The 15725-nt window shown below is 46.4% G+C and carries 11 protein-coding genes; 3 read left to right on the plus strand and 8 right to left on the minus strand.

What is annotated here, in order from left to right:
• Window positions 1-3: 3 nt before the first annotated feature.
• The 3 genes from AAHN97_RS20690 to AAHN97_RS20700 all read left to right on the plus strand — a co-directional run bounded on the left by AAHN97_RS20690 (window position 4) and on the right by AAHN97_RS20700 (window position 3789).
• Window positions 4-1776, plus strand: coding sequence for an ABC transporter ATP-binding protein (locus AAHN97_RS20690; protein ID WP_343303989.1), 1773 nt, complete (start codon window positions 4-6; stop codon window positions 1774-1776).
• A gap of 18 nt (window positions 1777-1794) precedes the next feature.
• Window positions 1795-2262, plus strand: coding sequence for a DUF983 domain-containing protein (locus AAHN97_RS20695; protein ID WP_343303990.1), 468 nt, complete (start codon window positions 1795-1797; stop codon window positions 2260-2262).
• 321 nt (window positions 2263-2583) lie between these two features.
• On the plus strand, window positions 2584-3789 hold the full coding sequence (locus AAHN97_RS20700; RefSeq protein ID WP_343303991.1) for a YncE family protein: 1206 nt from the start codon (window positions 2584-2586) through the stop codon (window positions 3787-3789).
• 328 nt (window positions 3790-4117) lie between these two features.
• On the opposite strand, the gene AAHN97_RS20705 is transcribed toward AAHN97_RS20700, so the two are convergent.
• The 8 genes from AAHN97_RS20705 to AAHN97_RS20740 all read right to left on the minus strand — a co-directional run bounded on the left by AAHN97_RS20705 (window position 4118) and on the right by AAHN97_RS20740 (window position 15722).
• Window positions 4118-4702 (minus strand): hypothetical protein, encoded by a 585-nt coding sequence (locus tag AAHN97_RS20705; protein WP_343303993.1) that lies wholly within the window; start codon window positions 4700-4702, stop codon window positions 4118-4120.
• A 32-nt stretch (window positions 4703-4734) separates the two neighbouring features.
• The gene (locus tag AAHN97_RS20710) at window positions 4735-7086 is read right to left on the minus strand and encodes a TonB-dependent receptor (RefSeq protein WP_343303994.1); all 2352 of its coding nucleotides are present in this window, start codon (window positions 7084-7086) and stop codon (window positions 4735-4737) included.
• Window positions 7087-7166: 80 nt separating this feature from the next.
• The gene (locus AAHN97_RS20715) at window positions 7167-7502 is read right to left on the minus strand and encodes a hypothetical protein (RefSeq protein ID WP_343303995.1); all 336 of its coding nucleotides are present in this window, start codon (window positions 7500-7502) and stop codon (window positions 7167-7169) included.
• A gap of 91 nt (window positions 7503-7593) precedes the next feature.
• Window positions 7594-9174, minus strand: coding sequence for a DUF1501 domain-containing protein (locus AAHN97_RS20720; protein ID WP_343303996.1), 1581 nt, complete (start codon window positions 9172-9174; stop codon window positions 7594-7596).
• A 19-nt stretch (window positions 9175-9193) separates the two neighbouring features.
• Entirely contained in the window at window positions 9194-10837 is a 1644-nt protein-coding gene (locus AAHN97_RS20725) for a DUF1800 domain-containing protein (protein ID WP_343303997.1), read from the minus strand.
• A gap of 490 nt (window positions 10838-11327) precedes the next feature.
• Window positions 11328-12506: a thiolase family protein gene (locus tag AAHN97_RS20730; protein WP_343303999.1), complete on the minus strand. Its 1179-nt coding sequence runs from the start codon at window positions 12504-12506 to the stop codon at window positions 11328-11330.
• Between the two features lie 86 nt (window positions 12507-12592).
• Entirely contained in the window at window positions 12593-13435 is an 843-nt protein-coding gene (locus AAHN97_RS20735; protein ID WP_343304000.1) for a DUF4249 domain-containing protein, read from the minus strand.
• A 1-nt stretch (window position 13436) separates the two neighbouring features.
• Window positions 13437-15722: a TonB-dependent receptor gene (locus AAHN97_RS20740; RefSeq protein WP_343308279.1), complete on the minus strand. Its 2286-nt coding sequence runs from the start codon at window positions 15720-15722 to the stop codon at window positions 13437-13439.
• Between the last annotated feature and the right edge of the window lie 3 nt (window positions 15723-15725).

Below are 15725 nucleotides of genomic sequence, written 5' to 3' on the forward strand. Positions count from 1 at the left end.
ACCATGAAATTGTTGCTCAAATATCTGAAAGGCTTTAAATGGCTGATAGTATTTGCATTACTGTTAGCTACCGTAAACCAGGTCTTCTCCCTGATGGACCCCTGGATCTTCGGAAAGATCATAGACAGGTTTGCGAATATCCCCCACGAGGGCGGGCGTTCCCTGAATGAATACCTCATAGGCGTACTGTTACTGTTGCTGGCCTCCATTGGGGTAGCCATGGTTTCCAGGATCGCCAAGGCCTTCCAGGACTACTTTGTAAGTGTGGTGACCCAGAAACTGGGCGCCCAGATGTATACGGACGGGTTGAAGCACTCCATGCGGCTTCCCTACCAGGACTTTGAAGACCAACGTTCCGGTGAAACCCTTGCTGTGCTGCAAAAAGTGCGGTTAGACAGTGAGAAGTTCATTTCCCAGTTCATCAATATCCTGTTCACCACCCTCATAGGCGTGGTGTTTGTAATGATCTTTGCTTACAGTGTTCACTGGTCACTGGTGTTTGTGTACCTGGGTGGTTCCGTGATCCTGGGCTGGCTCATGAACATCCTCAGTAAAAAGATCAAGGGTATCCAGAAGAACATTGTAAAAGAAACAACCGTACTGGCAGGTGCCACCACGGAATCCCTCCGGAACATTGAACTGGTGAAGAGCCTTGGCCTTACCCACCAGGAGATCCGCCGGCTGAATTCCAACACCATGAAGATCCTGCTGCTGGAACTGAAAAAAGTGCGCAGCATCCGCAGTATTTCTTTTGTACAGGGTACTTTTGTGAACCTGCTGCGTTCGTCTATCCTCTTCATCCTGCTGTACCTCGCTTACCGCGATACAGCAACTGTTGGACAGATCTTCACCTTACAGCTCTATTCTTTCTTCCTCTTTGGCCCATTGCAGGAGTTAGGGAATATCATTCTCGCCTATCGCGAAGCGGAAGTTTCCCTCGGGAATTTTGAACGTATTCTGAACAGCCCTGTAGAAAGCACCCCTTCCAATCCAAAGAAATTATCTGATATCCGCGAACTCACTTTCGAACATGCTGGTTTCAAACACCTCACTGCGCTCAACAAAGCGCTGGACGATATCAATTTCTCTGTGAAACTGGGTGAAACCATTGCTTTTGTAGGTCCTTCAGGAAGTGGCAAAACCACACTGGTGAAATTACTCGTAGGCCTGTATCATCCGGGAGAAGGCAGGATCCTTTACAACGGGCTCGATGCTTCCAGTATTGATATTGAAGAACTGCGTCACCAGATAGGTTTTGTAACACAGGATACGCAACTGTTCTCCGGCACCATCCGCGAGAACCTGCTCTTTGTGAACCCGCGTGCAACAGAAGAAGAATTGATGAGTGCCCTGCAACGTGCTGCCTGTTACAGCCTGCTGGCAAGAGCAGAAAACGGCATAGATACCGTGATCGGTGAAGGGGGTATTAAAATATCCGGCGGAGAAAAACAACGTTTGTCTATTGCCCGTGCTTTATTAAGACACCCGCGTTTGCTGGTATTTGACGAAGCTACCTCCGCACTGGATTCTATTACGGAAGAAGAGATCACCCAAACCGTAAGGAATGTAACTTCCAGCCGGGAACATATTACCGTGATGATCGCTCACCGTTTGTCCACTATCATGCATGCAGACCGTATCTACGTACTGGAAAAAGGCAGGATCGTGGAAACCGGTACGCATCATGATCTGCTGTCAGAGAAAGGATTGTATTATGCAATGTGGCGTCAGCAGATCGGGGAAAGAAAAACACTCGAACCGGCGCAACCCGCCTGATTTGTGTAAATTTGCGGCATGACGAAAAAACGACCCGGTTATATACTGAGCCTGTTAAAAATGAAATGCCCCCATTGCAGGAGAGGTGATATGTTCAAAACAAAGAACCCCTTCCACTGGCGGCTTTCGAAGATCTTTAACATGTACGATAACTGCCCCGTATGCGGTCAGCATTATGAACTGGAAACCGGTTTCTGGTTTGGTACGGGGTACGTGAGTTATGCACTCGGTGTGGCTTTTTCTGTATTTACACTTATTCTGTATGCCGTGATCTTTGGGATGTCCTGGTGGGATGACAGTATCTTCTACTGGCTGGGGATTAACGGAGTTTTGCTGGTATTGATCCAGCCCTGGCTGATGCGCATCTCCCGTGCGGTGTATCTCTACTTCTTCGTTTATTACGATGAAGATACGGCGGCCCTGCCGGATGTTGATCACAAGCATAATAAGCGCTCTGGTCATCATCCGACAGAGCATTCACATTAATATTAAGATATTTACCCTCGATCAGCTAAGGGCCGTGAAAACGGCCCTTTTTTGCTTTTCATCCAAAATCTGAGCAGTATGCCAGATTATCTTAAATATCTTGATCCCGCTGACGGGAATGAATACCAACAACCGACAAATATATCTTTTCCACTGGGATAATTTACCACATTTTTTTGTAATCAATAACCCGGAAACCCCTTTACAAGCCATTTAAATTATGAACGGTAATACCAAAATTATTCAGAATATTCATTTGCAACAAAGTTGCATTATACTATATTTGCAACATCGTTGCACGTTTAATAAACCTAAAACTATATGAAGAAGATCCTTCTCCCGGCTCTACTGGTGGGCCTTTTTGTTGCCAGTTGTAAGAAAGATGACAAGCCTGCTCCTAAACCGGAACAGGCAGAAGCGGCTTACCTCCGCCTGGTGGTTTCTGATGTGGACAAAGCACAGATCACTATACTGGAACCACTTACAAAAAAGACAACCGTGTTTCCTATCAAAGCGGCACAACCTACACTGTATGCTACCAGCACCGGCCAGTTTGCAACGGTGATCAGCAGAACAGCCAATACGGTTGAGTTCCTTAACTCCGGTATTGAAAAACATGCGGGCCACCTGCACGTGCATCTTACAGAAATGGCCGCGCAAAAATTCACGGAAGCAGGTCCTACGCATTATTATGCACACGATGGGCTGAATGCTATTTTTAACGATGGCACAGGCAGCCTCAGTATTTTTAAAGACAGTGAGCTGGAAGCCGGCAATGGCCGTGTATTACCAGTAGCTACACCACATCATGGTGCGATGGTAATCTTTGATGATCACACCCTGGCTGTTACACAGAAAGATGGTTCTGTGAGTGGTACACTTCCTGAAAAAGTAAAGATCATAGATCGCTTTGGCACTACTTTACATGAAGGAACAATTGCCACGAAAGGAATTCATGGAGATGCCGGGAATGGCAAGCTGGCTGCCTTTGGTTGCCCTGACGGCATATTGACGGTTCAACAGAATGGCACTCAATCCCTCATCCCTTATCCTGCAGATTTTGGTGCTGCCTGGTTAGGTACGGTTTTAGGCAGCAAAGCCCTGCCCCATTTCTTTGGGTATACGGCAGCATTAGGATTGTATAAAATTGATCCCGCTACGAAAAAGATAACACTGGTGCTGAAAAGCGAAAACAGTAATATCCATCAATACATGCTGGATACAGATGGTAAGAACCTGTATGTATTACTTATAGACGGCACCTTAAAGATCTTTGATGCTGTAACGGCACAATTGAAAAAAGAAGGAAAGATAACTACTGCTTTTGCCGCTACTGCTGCACCAGCTCTGAAGCCTTACTTCGCAGTATCCCGCAAATGCGTGTATATAACTGATCAGGCTGCAGGTGCTGTGAAAATGTTCTCCTTACATGATCTGAAAGAAATAAGCAGCATTCCTGTAGGGAATAAGCCGTTTAAAGTGTTAGTAGTAGGAGATCAGGAAGGGCTGGAAGTGATAAATGATTAAGTAGTAAAAGAAAGAAAGCAGTTCCTGCAAATGATTAAACCGTGTAAAATCAAAAGCAAGAAGTAGTCACTGCAAATGATTAAACCGTGTAAAATCAAAAGCAAGAAGTAGTCATTGCAAATGATTAATACAGGTAAAGCAAGGAACAGCCACTGCAATGATTAAACCGCGTAAAATCAAAAGACAGCAGTTCCTGCAAATGACTAAACCCGGTAAAACCCGTACTGCAAATAATTACACCTGTAAAACCTGAAAACAAAGAAGCCGTCCCCGCAAATGAGGGACGGCTTTCTTCTTTCCTTTCCAATCTATCAGTCTTAAGCCTGTCTTATTTAATTTCTACGGGGAATATCGTTAACACATCTGTACTACCTGGTGCATAAGTACCATTCTTCGCTCCCGGCTGATGACGCACTACAACATTTAAAAATCCGGTGAACGCTGCTTTGGTAGCCATAGATATTTCCAGGCCTATCGGCAGGTTCTTACTGTCTTTATCCAATGGTGTTACTGTTGCTACGGTAGTAATAGAATCTTTCACAGCCGCAGTTGCAGAAGCATAGAAAAGATGGAACACCCTGTGCTCATCCCCTTCTTCTTCAATTTCAGCTGTTACATTATCCGGAGGATTCTTGCGCTCATCAAAGAGTTCAGTAGCTACAGTGTAAGTAGTATTTGCTTTCAGGTTGATCTTATCAATTACAGGTGCATTACCGGCAATACCATCCAGGTCTTTCCAGGTAGCGGTCACTACATCCGCTGCATTCGCTGCATTGGTGAAAGTAAGTTTCAGTGTGGTGATCTCTTCGTTGGCATTTTCTGTAGGTGTATCATTCTTCTCCTTTTTGCAGGCTGCAAATGCCAGTGTAAACAAAGCAGCAAACAGGAACAGTCTGGCGAAATTCTTTTTCATACTATTGAATGTTGTGTGATTTTAAAATGTTGTTACGATGCTTTCTTTCCGAAGTTGAGTGGCACCTTTAGTTTCAGATAAATATTTGTTCCGGGTTCATCTGCGAAATACCGGAAGAAGTTCAGATATTCCCTGTAACGGGTATTCAGCACATTAGCTGCTCCTATGATCACAGAGATGGGCTGCCTGCCAAAATGCACGGTAGATCCCGCTTCCAGGCCAAACAGGTTGTATGCGCCCGGAGGTGCCATCAGGTCCTGCCCGCGTGGATCACCTGGGTCTTTCAGATTAGCTGGTATGCGTGTTTGTTTCAGCACATTGTTCATGGTCACAGACACATAATTATCCTTCAGGCGTTTTAGGTTGCCGGGGAAGAAAGTAAGCTCATGTTCGAAACGGTCACTGGGCATGCCTATCATCCAGTCATTGGCAGATTCGTTGTAAGCACGCAGCAGCGAAGCTTTAGTGAGGATCTGCCATTTAGGAAGAAATTGCCACCTGAGTTGTGCGTCCATTCCTTTCATGCTGGCATCTGCCTGACGGTAATAAGTGTATGGAAATGCGCCGCGTATAGTTACCACTACGCTATCCGTTGGCTGCTGGAAAATGAAATTGTGGATGTAGTTGTAATAGAAATTCACATCTGCTTCCAGTTTTTCACCCAAGTCGTAATGCAGGGTAGCATTGAATTTGCTGGCGCTTTCTCCTTTCAGGAAAGGATCTCCCTGTTCTATCACCGCTGCGCCGTGATGTAAACCGGATGCATACAATTCATTCACACCTGCTGCACGCCATGCACGGGCTGCATTCACGGAAATATGCAAATGATCATTCAGGCGGTATTGCGCGCCCAACGATCCGGAGAAACTGCCATACTCCTGTTCCGGATAATTGATCTCTTTCGCATTATCGTCTATGTTATAATAGTCTTTATGATCGTAGCGTACGCCGCCTTCCAGCAACCATTTGTTATTACTGCTCTCCCATTTCTCCATCCAGAAAGCACCCCATTGCATGCTTTGATAGTTGGGAATGAAGAGCCTGCTTTTGTAACTGTTCTCCTGGTACATAGCAGAAGTTCCGATAGTACCGCGCAAACCTTTCCAGCTGTTATGGTCCCATACCAGTTCTCCCGTGTAAGTCGTCAGGTTCAGGTTCATCTGGTTTACAGACAATGCTGAACTCCTGTCCAGCTCGTTCCTGAAGTTAAACTGGCGTGCCACTACCAGGTTGAGTTTTCCGGCTTTACCGGTATTCAGGTATGCTTTCACCTTGAACAACTCATGCTCTACATGTTGATAAGGCCTGTTGATATCATAACTGAAGCCTTCTGTAAATTCCGGGAAAGGTCTTTGCTGTTTGATCACTTCTTCCAGGTCTGTACGGTTGCCGATGTGCGAACCTTCAAACACACCCAGGTTGGTATTAAACTGACTATAGAAGATCTCTGCTCCATAGTTCTGTTTTTTCCAACCCAGTGCGGCAGAGAAATTATATTCTTCCACACCTGTGTTATCCAGCCAGTAATCAGGTGTACGGGTATTCCCCCCTTTACGCAGGGTTCCCTGTAAACGCCAGCTGAGACCGGGTACTTTGGGCACCTGTTGTTCCAGTGTGGCAGAAACTGCGCCCAGCCTGTTATTGGAAAAACCAACGAGGTCTACTTCTCCCTTCATGCCGGGTGTTACCGGTAAAGGTTTAGGTTCCACCAATACCACACCACCAATGGCATCTCCGCCATAACGCAATGCACTTGCACCTTTGATCACCACTATTTTATTAGCGAGGAAAGGATCAACTTCCGGCGCATGCTCTGTACCCCATTGCTGGCCTTCCTGGCGAATGCCATTATTCAGTACCAGCACGCGGTTACTATGCAAACCATTGATCACCGGTTTGGAAACATTGGGGCCGGTGGTCATGCTGGTAACACCGTTCACTTTTTTCAAAGCCTCTCCCAGTGTAAGCCCGCGGGTTTTATCCAGCTCTTTTCCACTGAGTGATTCCACCGGCGCGGTAGTCACTTCTTTTGCAGCATGGCCGGTTACAGCTACTTCCTGCAATTGCGTGATGCTATGCGGGAGGGTAATATTCCTGCGTTGATCAGCACTTACATTCCATTCAATATCTACCGGCGCGCAGCCGATATGACTAATTCGGATATTATAAATGCCGGGGCATAAACCATCCAGCGAATAAAATCCTTTATCGTTACTTCTTACAGAAAGCCCGGTTTCTTTTACCACTATGGTGGCGCCGGATAGTGCCAGTTTGGTTTCACTATCCGTAATTGTACCACTCAGGCGGATGGTACATTGAGCACTGGCGCCGGCAATAAATAATAATTGCAGCAACGCCCCTGTCAGCGCGAATTTCCTTATCATTTTCATGTATGCGAAAAGATCATGGCAGCTCCTATAGAGCCACCTGTAAAAAACAGAATGATGTAAAATGTGGGGCCGCGTTAAGCCTGTGGTGGCGCGCGAAGGGAGAAATAATAAGGGGGATATGTGAAACTGTTAGCAGGCAGGGCTTCTAACAGGACTTCAAATTGATGGGAAACAGATGGCAGGCAGGTGGCGTGTGGCTCCATGTAAGCCTCCACAGCCCAGTGTAACCATTCGCAGTGCTGGTGTTGTACGGAAAACATCAGCCCATCCGTTTGCAGGGGGCTGCATTGTTCATCTATCGTATCCTCGTGGCCGGCAAACTGATGCACAAAATCCCTGGGGGTAGTGTATAAACAGAACACCCCCAGCAGGAAAATGGCTCCAATTTTATATGCCAGCTTTTTCACCATTGGTGACAAAGATACATAAAAACGCCAGATTGCAACGTTGTTGCAGCAGCAATGGGGCTTTTATGGGCCTGAATTGCTTAAAAAAACAACCTTACCTCACTTTGGCCATGGTCCTCACCTGTTGTACCCTCCCATTCTGGAAACGGGCATAGTACATACCATTCGGGAGGCCTTCCCCATTGAAAGTGATGGTATAATCCCCTGCCGCATGTACACTGTCCACCAGCTTACGGACCAGGCGGCCCATAGTATCAAAGATCTGCACCATGGTATGCCCACCGGCAGTTGTGTAGGAAATAACTGTTTTAGTACTGAAAGGATTGGGATAGTTGGAGATCAGGGTCTTATTCTCATCTACATCAGGTACGCCTGTTACTACTCCGCAAGCCAGTCCGTTTACCAGTGGAAGGCTTTGGTAGTTCTGCAACATGATCTGATTGAGGTCTGCCGGTTTTACGCAGAACCATTGTTCCAGGATAGAAGCATATACAGAACGGAAATCGTACTGCATGGGAATATTATCTATCGCAGAAGCTGCATCCGGCATGGTGGGTGTATTACCCAGCACCTGTTGGTTCACATAGTCGCCGAATACGATCATGGGAGCAGAAGCACCATGGTCTGTACCCATACTGCCGTTGGATTTCACACGGCGGCCGAATTCAGAGAAGGTCATGCCTACTACCCGTTGTGATTTTTTCAGGCCCTTCAGGTCATCTGTAAAGGCTTTAACGGCTGAAGAGATCTGGCCTAACAGGTTAGCATGGCTACCGGTAGTGGTATCTCCTGCATTGGTTTGATTGGCGTGTGTATCAAAACCGCCGATACTCACCATGTAGAGACGGGTCTTTAAGCCTCCAGCCACCAGGCGTGCAACAATCTTCAATTGCGCCGCAAGATGATTGTTGGCAGGATAAGGCCCTTGTTGCGTAACCTTTGCTGCTGCCGCTTTAATAGAGGTGGCAAATTTATTACTGTGTTCCTGTATGAGGCGGATGTATTTCAATTCCTTACCGGCCCTTGTATTAGGGATAGGATCTGGTTCATCATCCAGCAGGCCGTAGAAGTCTGTGGCGCTGGTAATAGCCATACCCATGTTCACGGAAGGTCCCTGGAATGCAGGAGACACTACAGAACCTATCTGGATGGCCAGCGGGTCCGGCATATCTGCATTGGGATAACCTACCGGATAGTCAGGATATTCTGTTTGCAGGTATCGCCCACCCCAGCCTGTTGGCAATACGGTATTTGCATCAGATCCGGTGAGCCAGATATCTGTAGCACGGAAGTGAGAGAAGTTGGGGGAAGGATATCCTACGCTATGCAGGATACTTACGTGTCCATCATTATACATTTGCTGAATCCCCGTCATGGCAGGATGGATACCTGTTTTGGTCTGGCCGGCCAGTTTCAGTACCCTGCCTTCCGGGATAGCGATGTTAGCACGGGCAGCCTGGTATTTTCCATATTGGTCCAATGGGATCACCATGTTCAAACCATCATTACCTCCGTTTAACTGGATCATTACCAGTACGTGATCATTGTTGGTAGCAGCACCTTCCAGGGCAGACAGTAAAGGGGATGCGCCGAATGCCTGAACGGAAAACCCGTTGATAAACGATGGCAGAATGGCAGCAGGAGCGGTATATTTGAGGAAATCTCTACGTTTCATAAATAGGTTTTCAACGTGATCAGGCTAAATGATATTCAGACAGGTTCATGATGTATTTGTACAATTCATTCAAATGCTTCAGCACAGTATTCTTATTCATTGTATTGGAGGGGTCCGCTTTGTAAGCAGTCCAGGCCTGCGTCCAGTAATAATCCTGGTCCTGGCCCAGCAGCAGGAAACTGTTCTTCAGGAAACTCTTTGTTTTGTCAGAAACACCCATTCGGTATAATACGTCCAGCGAATCTTTTACTAAGGCAACAGGATCTGAGGGATTAGGCATCTGGTCTGCAAATACGATGGGATCAATGGCAAGACCGTTATATCCTGTAGTGATCAAAGCATCCACCATCATATTACGCTTAGGCAGTGTATCTGTGTTGATCCACAATTCATGGAACTGCGGCGCCAGGTAATACGCTTCCCAGCCTGAAACGCCCGGAGGATCTCCGATATTCTGTTGTTGTGTACTGGCTGCGCCCTGTAAAGCTGCCCATTGCTGATAGGCCTGCGCATAATTGGCTGCAGGCGCGAACTTCACGCCAAATTCCCTGCAAAGCCCTACGGTAAAATCTACCGGGCTTTTGATGAGGCAGCTCATATTTAAAGGATCATAAAAATGTTCGCTCTTGAATAAGGCAGACAGCAATGGTTTTATTTCATAGTTGGCTGCACGGAAAATATTAGCCAGTGGTTCTATCACATTTGTTTCTGCACCCGCATCTATTTCATAATAAATAAAGAACTGGTAGAATTTGCGGCAGATGAACTTCGCAACTTCCTGCTGGAGGAAAATAATACCCAGCATATCATCCAGCTCCGTTGTACCTGCCGTGCCGGTTTTACCTGAGATCACTTTATTGGAGAACCAGCTGGAGAATTGTTTATTGGTGATATCATGTTTAGTAGGATCGAAATAAGAAGTGCAGGTCACTTTATCTACTTTATAACCTGTGAGCACGTGTGCTGCAGCGCGTACATCTTCTTCCTGGTACAATGAATCCGGCCCTTTACCACAAGTGAAAAGTTCCAGCAGTTCCCGTGCATAGTTTTCATCCGCAGCTGTTTTCTCATTGAGATAACCGTTCAGATATACCAGCATGCCGGGGTCCAGCGTAATTGCTTTCGTGAGGTTCTTGAAATTGCCTAACGCATGAGTGCGCAAAGCAACATTGTAACCATAACTAAAACGCGCATCGCCGATGGTGTTTGTTTCTGTAGCAAAGTGATTATGCCAGAAGAGTACCATCTTCTCATGGATGTTCCTTTCCTGGTTGAGCATCTGCCCTGTCCACCAGGCCTTGTAGGAACCATGGCGTTTGCGGTTCAGATCTTCGTCTCCATCAGGAGCTGTTACCCATGGTGCTCCAGGGACTACTCCGGTAGGATCCGTATAGCCGCCGGTGTTATAATTATTTACAGGAGGTGTAAGTGGAATGGTATTGGTGGTAAGTAAAGCATCCACGGCTGCGTCCATAGACATGCCTTCAAAATGTCTTACATCCAGTGGTGCAGCGCCAAACATGGCCCTTTTCAGCAAATGCACAACCTGTGCGGTTCCCCATGCTCCTGAATAAGCAGTGAGTCCGGTATCGGTTCTCGATCCGCTAACTGTCGCAGTTTTTTTGCGGGAAGGGGCAAGTGTTAAGAAATCTCTACGGTCCATTTGGGATACGGTTATACGATGATCAGTTAAATTGTGAGCCGTTGCCTTATCAGATTGATTCACGCAATTTTCCGGGCATAGTTAGGCATCTACGGTTTTTCAGAAAGCAAATTAACAAAAAGTTTAATTCAATCATATTATTTTATATGATTTAACGAATAAACTATTTTACTCAATTGATCCTGAAGCAAAAGCCCGCCAAAGAAAAAGCCGCTGAAGTGAGTGACACAACGGCGGCTGATGAAAGATATAAAGTTGGTAACTAACTGAATTATAGGAGGCTTTTGATGCCTGCCAGGTGATAACTACCTGATTATATGAGGTTTCAACTACCCTGATCATCTGATAACCACCTGATTATACAAGGTTTTCAACCACCCTGATCATCTGATAACTACCTGATTATACAAGGTTTTCGATCACCCTGATCACCTGATACCTATCTGATTATAAGAGGTTTGATCTCCCTGATAGGTTGACAACCACCTGCCTACACCAGGTTTTCAATCACCCCCGCAATCCCCTGGCCACCTCCCACACAGGCTGTAACGATCCCGTATTTCTTTTTGAGGCGCTGCATATCGTTCATGATCTGGATGCTGAGCTTAGCTCCTGTACATCCCAAAGGATGCCCCAGGGCAATGGCCCCTCCATTAATATTCACCTTTTCAGGGTCCATACCCAATTCCCGGATCACGGCCAGGGACTGGGAAGCAAAGGCTTCGTTTAATTCTACCAGGTCTATGTCGTTCAACGTTTTGCCTGCTAATTTCAGGGCCTTGGGCACTGCGGCAACAGGTCCTATTCCCATAATCCTGGGATGCACCCCTGCAGAGGCACAGGCAACAAGGCGGCCAATGGGTTGAAGATTCAGCTCCTTCACCATCCTTTCACTCATCACTATTACAAATGCCGCACCATCGCTGGTTTGGGAAGAGTTACCTGCTGTAACGGATCCCCCCGCGGCAAAAACAGGTTTTAACTTGGCAAGTGCCTCCGGCGAAGTATCTGCACGAGGACCCTCATCTGTATCCACCGTATAAGTTTTGCTTTGTTTTTTGCCCTTTTCATTCACAAATACTTCTTCCACATTGATGGGCAAAATGCCTGGTTTGAAATATCCGTTCTTGATAGCGTTAATGGCACGCTGGTGAGATTGATAAGAGAACTGATCCTGGTCTTCCCGGCTCACGTTGAATTCTTTCGATACAGCCTCTGCGGTAAGGCCCATACTGAGATAATAATCCGGTGTGGTGCTGGTTACGCTGTAAGCCGGAACGGTTTTCCAGCCTACGGTGGGTACCAGGCTCATACTTTCCGTACCACCTGCTACGATACATTCTGCCTGCCCTGTTTGGATCTTGGCGGTAGCGATAGCAATGGTTTCCAGTCCTGATGCACAATAACGGTTCACTGTCATGCCCGGCACTTCAATTCCCAATGCGCGTACGGAGATCATTCTGCCGATCTGCAAACCCTGTTCCGCTTCCGGAACAGCGTTTCCTACGATCAGATCGTCCACCCGCTTAGGGTCCAGTTGCGGAATGGTGGCCAGTAAGCCTTTGATCACATCCACAGCCAGATCATCCGGTCTGTAGAAACGGAAACCTCCTCTCTTTGACTTCGTTACGGCGGTCCTGAATCCTGCCACTATATATGCTTCCTGCATGGTTATCGGGTTTTGCTCTTTCCAAATTTAAGGAATTTGAGCCTTATCTGAACGGAGAGCATAGCAAAGAAGTTGTATCAACCGGATTATTTGATCTCCAGCTGCAAACGGGCTGCATTTACCCCTGCCAGGATCCCATACCCCTTGTTCACATTGCTATGCACACGGTTCAGATCTACCAGCGGATTACCGTCATTGGTGGTTTGCAGTTCCAGTGTTTTATAATATTTAAAGGCATCCTGCGTAAGCCCGGTTACTTCCAGGATGAGAATTTCCCCTTTTACATTCACATTCTTCGTTTGCATCACCACTGTAATTTCACTGCCATCAAAACGTTGATCTGCAATGAAATTCACTTCCCGATAATTCTCTGCGATCAGGTCTGTAAAGTTATTATTGTAGGAAGGATCGAAACGGTACAGCAAACGTTCACTCAATACTACCTGGTTGGCGGGCGACATAACGCCTCTGTATAAACGGAACTGATAAGCATCCCATCCCGGCAGATCTTTCAGCACAAACTTTACCCGGTTACCGCCTGCCTGCCCAAAGGGCTCACTGATCTGCGGTTGCCGGGGCAAAGTATCTTTGGCAGTAACAGTATCCAGCCCTGCCGCGGTCACTTTAATATTGTATTCCACATTTTTCGGTGCAGGTGTTTGCGATACAAAATATCCTTTCCCGTTGATCACCTGCCATTGCAAAGGAAGTTTTGTACTACCTGCCATCAGGCTTACATCCGCATTTGGGATTTCGGGGAACACGGCCCCTCCGGGAGGTTGCGAACGCGTAACACGGATATACACAGCACTGTCCGGCTGAATAAACGAATTCACCACAATCCTGTCCCCATCATAAGGAACATCCATCTCTACTACCTTTTCACAGGCCGTTGCAGCTACCATCAATAACAACATCCATCTTTTCATATCAAAACTTTATGGCGTAAGAAATACTGGGCAAAATGGGCAAAATGCTAAACTTCGTCAGCTCCCGCTTAAGTGTTTCTTCATTCCTTTTATAAGTATAGAAGAAAGGATTCTTCTGGTTGTATACGTTATAAAGACTAATATTCAGGATGTAACGAACACCTTTCCGCTCCTTGGTATGCGTAGCACCGATATCCAGCCGGTGTGTGTTTTCCATGCGTAATGTGTTGCGGTTCCCGATCAGGTCTACATCCCTTGGATCTACTGTAGTAGGCGGCAGATGCGGCGATGGGTCCATGATCCTTTCATAACTGCCGGAGGGTAAGGTTAAAGGAGCACCCGTTGCAAATTCCCATTGAGCAGAAAGCTCCCATCTTTTTCCCAGTTGCTGTGTGAGCACTACTTCTATATCATGCCGGCGATCATATTTATAAGGGAACACGGCACCATTATTCACATTGGGGAATGCACGTTCAGACCATGCCAGCGTGTAACCGATCCATCCTTTTAACTTTCCTCTCTTTTTCTGTAGCAGGAACTCTGAACCATAACTCCAGCCACGGCCCACCACCACATTGTCTTCCCAGCTATTGGTGGCAGATTGAAAGTTGTCCGCCGTTTCCTGGTATTCTATCACGTTCTGCATCGTTTTCGCGTATAACTCCATCGACATTTCAAACATATTATTGTTGGATGTTTTCGCTAAACCAATGGCGAACTGGTTGGAAAACATGGGCGGTACTTTTTTAGTAGTCGCCACCCAAAGATCGGTTGGCAGAAAGGTGGCATTATTGGTGAGCAGGTGAATATATTGCGTCATGCTGGTGTAGGACAACTTGAAAGCCCACTTGCGCGGCAGCAGGTAACGGAAGCCCAGCCTGGGTTGTACGGAAATATATGACCTGCCGGAAACGAGGAAAGAAGATGCATGTGTACCCAGGTTGAGGTACATGGAATCTGCTATTTTAAAATCATCTTCCCAATACAAAGAAAGCTCCACTCCTTTGTTGGTCGTGTTATTATAAGCAGTGTCCGTGAGCCGCGTTGAATCTGAAATATTCATGAACCGGGTAATACCGGGCTGAAAAATATGCCAGGTGGCTTGTGCCCCAAAACGCAATGTGTGTATAGGATTGGGCCGGAACTCAAAATCTATTTTAGCACCTGCGTTCTGTACTTTGGAAAAGTAACGCCCATACATACTGTCCGATTCCGTGATCGCATTCTGTGCTTCATATCTATACTCATATTCTGTATCAAACAGGAACTGCGAATAATTTATGGTAACGTTGGAAAACAACTTGGGATTATAAATATGGTTCCAGCGAAGGGAATAAGCCTGGTTGCCCCATCCCAGCGCAAAGTTCATTCTTTCATGATAACGTTTGGCGGCACCGTTCAGGGAATCAAATCCTCTGTCCCGCTTCACCCGCATATTGTCCCTTCCGCCATAAGCGCTTAAAAAGAGCCGGTCTTTGGGAGAAAAGATATGATTGATCTTGGCATTGGCATCAAAAAAATAAGCCCAGAATTCACCACTATCTCCTAATTTCAGTCCTTCTATGGCTGCATCCTGTGCCAGCAGATCTGCATAGGTACGGCGGCCTGTTATAATAAAAGAAGTTTTGCCTTTGATGATGGGGCCTTCTATCATTATACGGGAAGCAATTAATCCAAGTGAAAACTCCCCATGATAACCATGCATGTCACCATCTTTCATGGAAATATCCACCACAGAAGATAACCTGCCGCCGTAACGAGCAGGGAATGCACCTTTGTAGAGGTCTACGTTCTTAATGATATCAGGATTAAATACGGAAAACAAACCGAAGAGATGCGTGGAATTGTATACCGGTGTACCATCCAATAAGATCAGGTTCTGATCAGGACTGCCCCCGCGTACATGAATACCACTGGTTCCTTCCATACCTCCTCCCACTCCCGGCATGGCCTGTATGGTACGGAGCACATCTGTTTCTCCCAACATGCGTGGCATGGCTTTTACCTGCGCAACCGGCATCCCTACTTTACTCATCTGCGTTTGTTCCTGTAAGGGAGGAAGATGCTGGTCCGTAATTTCCACTTCCTGCAAAGTATTAATGGGAGAAAGTTTGATGTTCATCTGTTTATTCACATCATCTTTCAACGGAATGCTCATGGGCGAATAACTAACATAGGTGACCATTAAGCTCATGGTATCCTTTGCTGTGGTAAGACTGTAAAATCCGTATTGATTGGTAGTAGTACCTACCTGTAATTTGGGGAAGTACACAGTAGCACCGATCAGTTT

Source organism: Chitinophaga niabensis (genome assembly GCF_039545795.1).
Lineage (GTDB): Bacteria > Bacteroidota > Bacteroidia > Chitinophagales > Chitinophagaceae > Chitinophaga > Chitinophaga niabensis_B.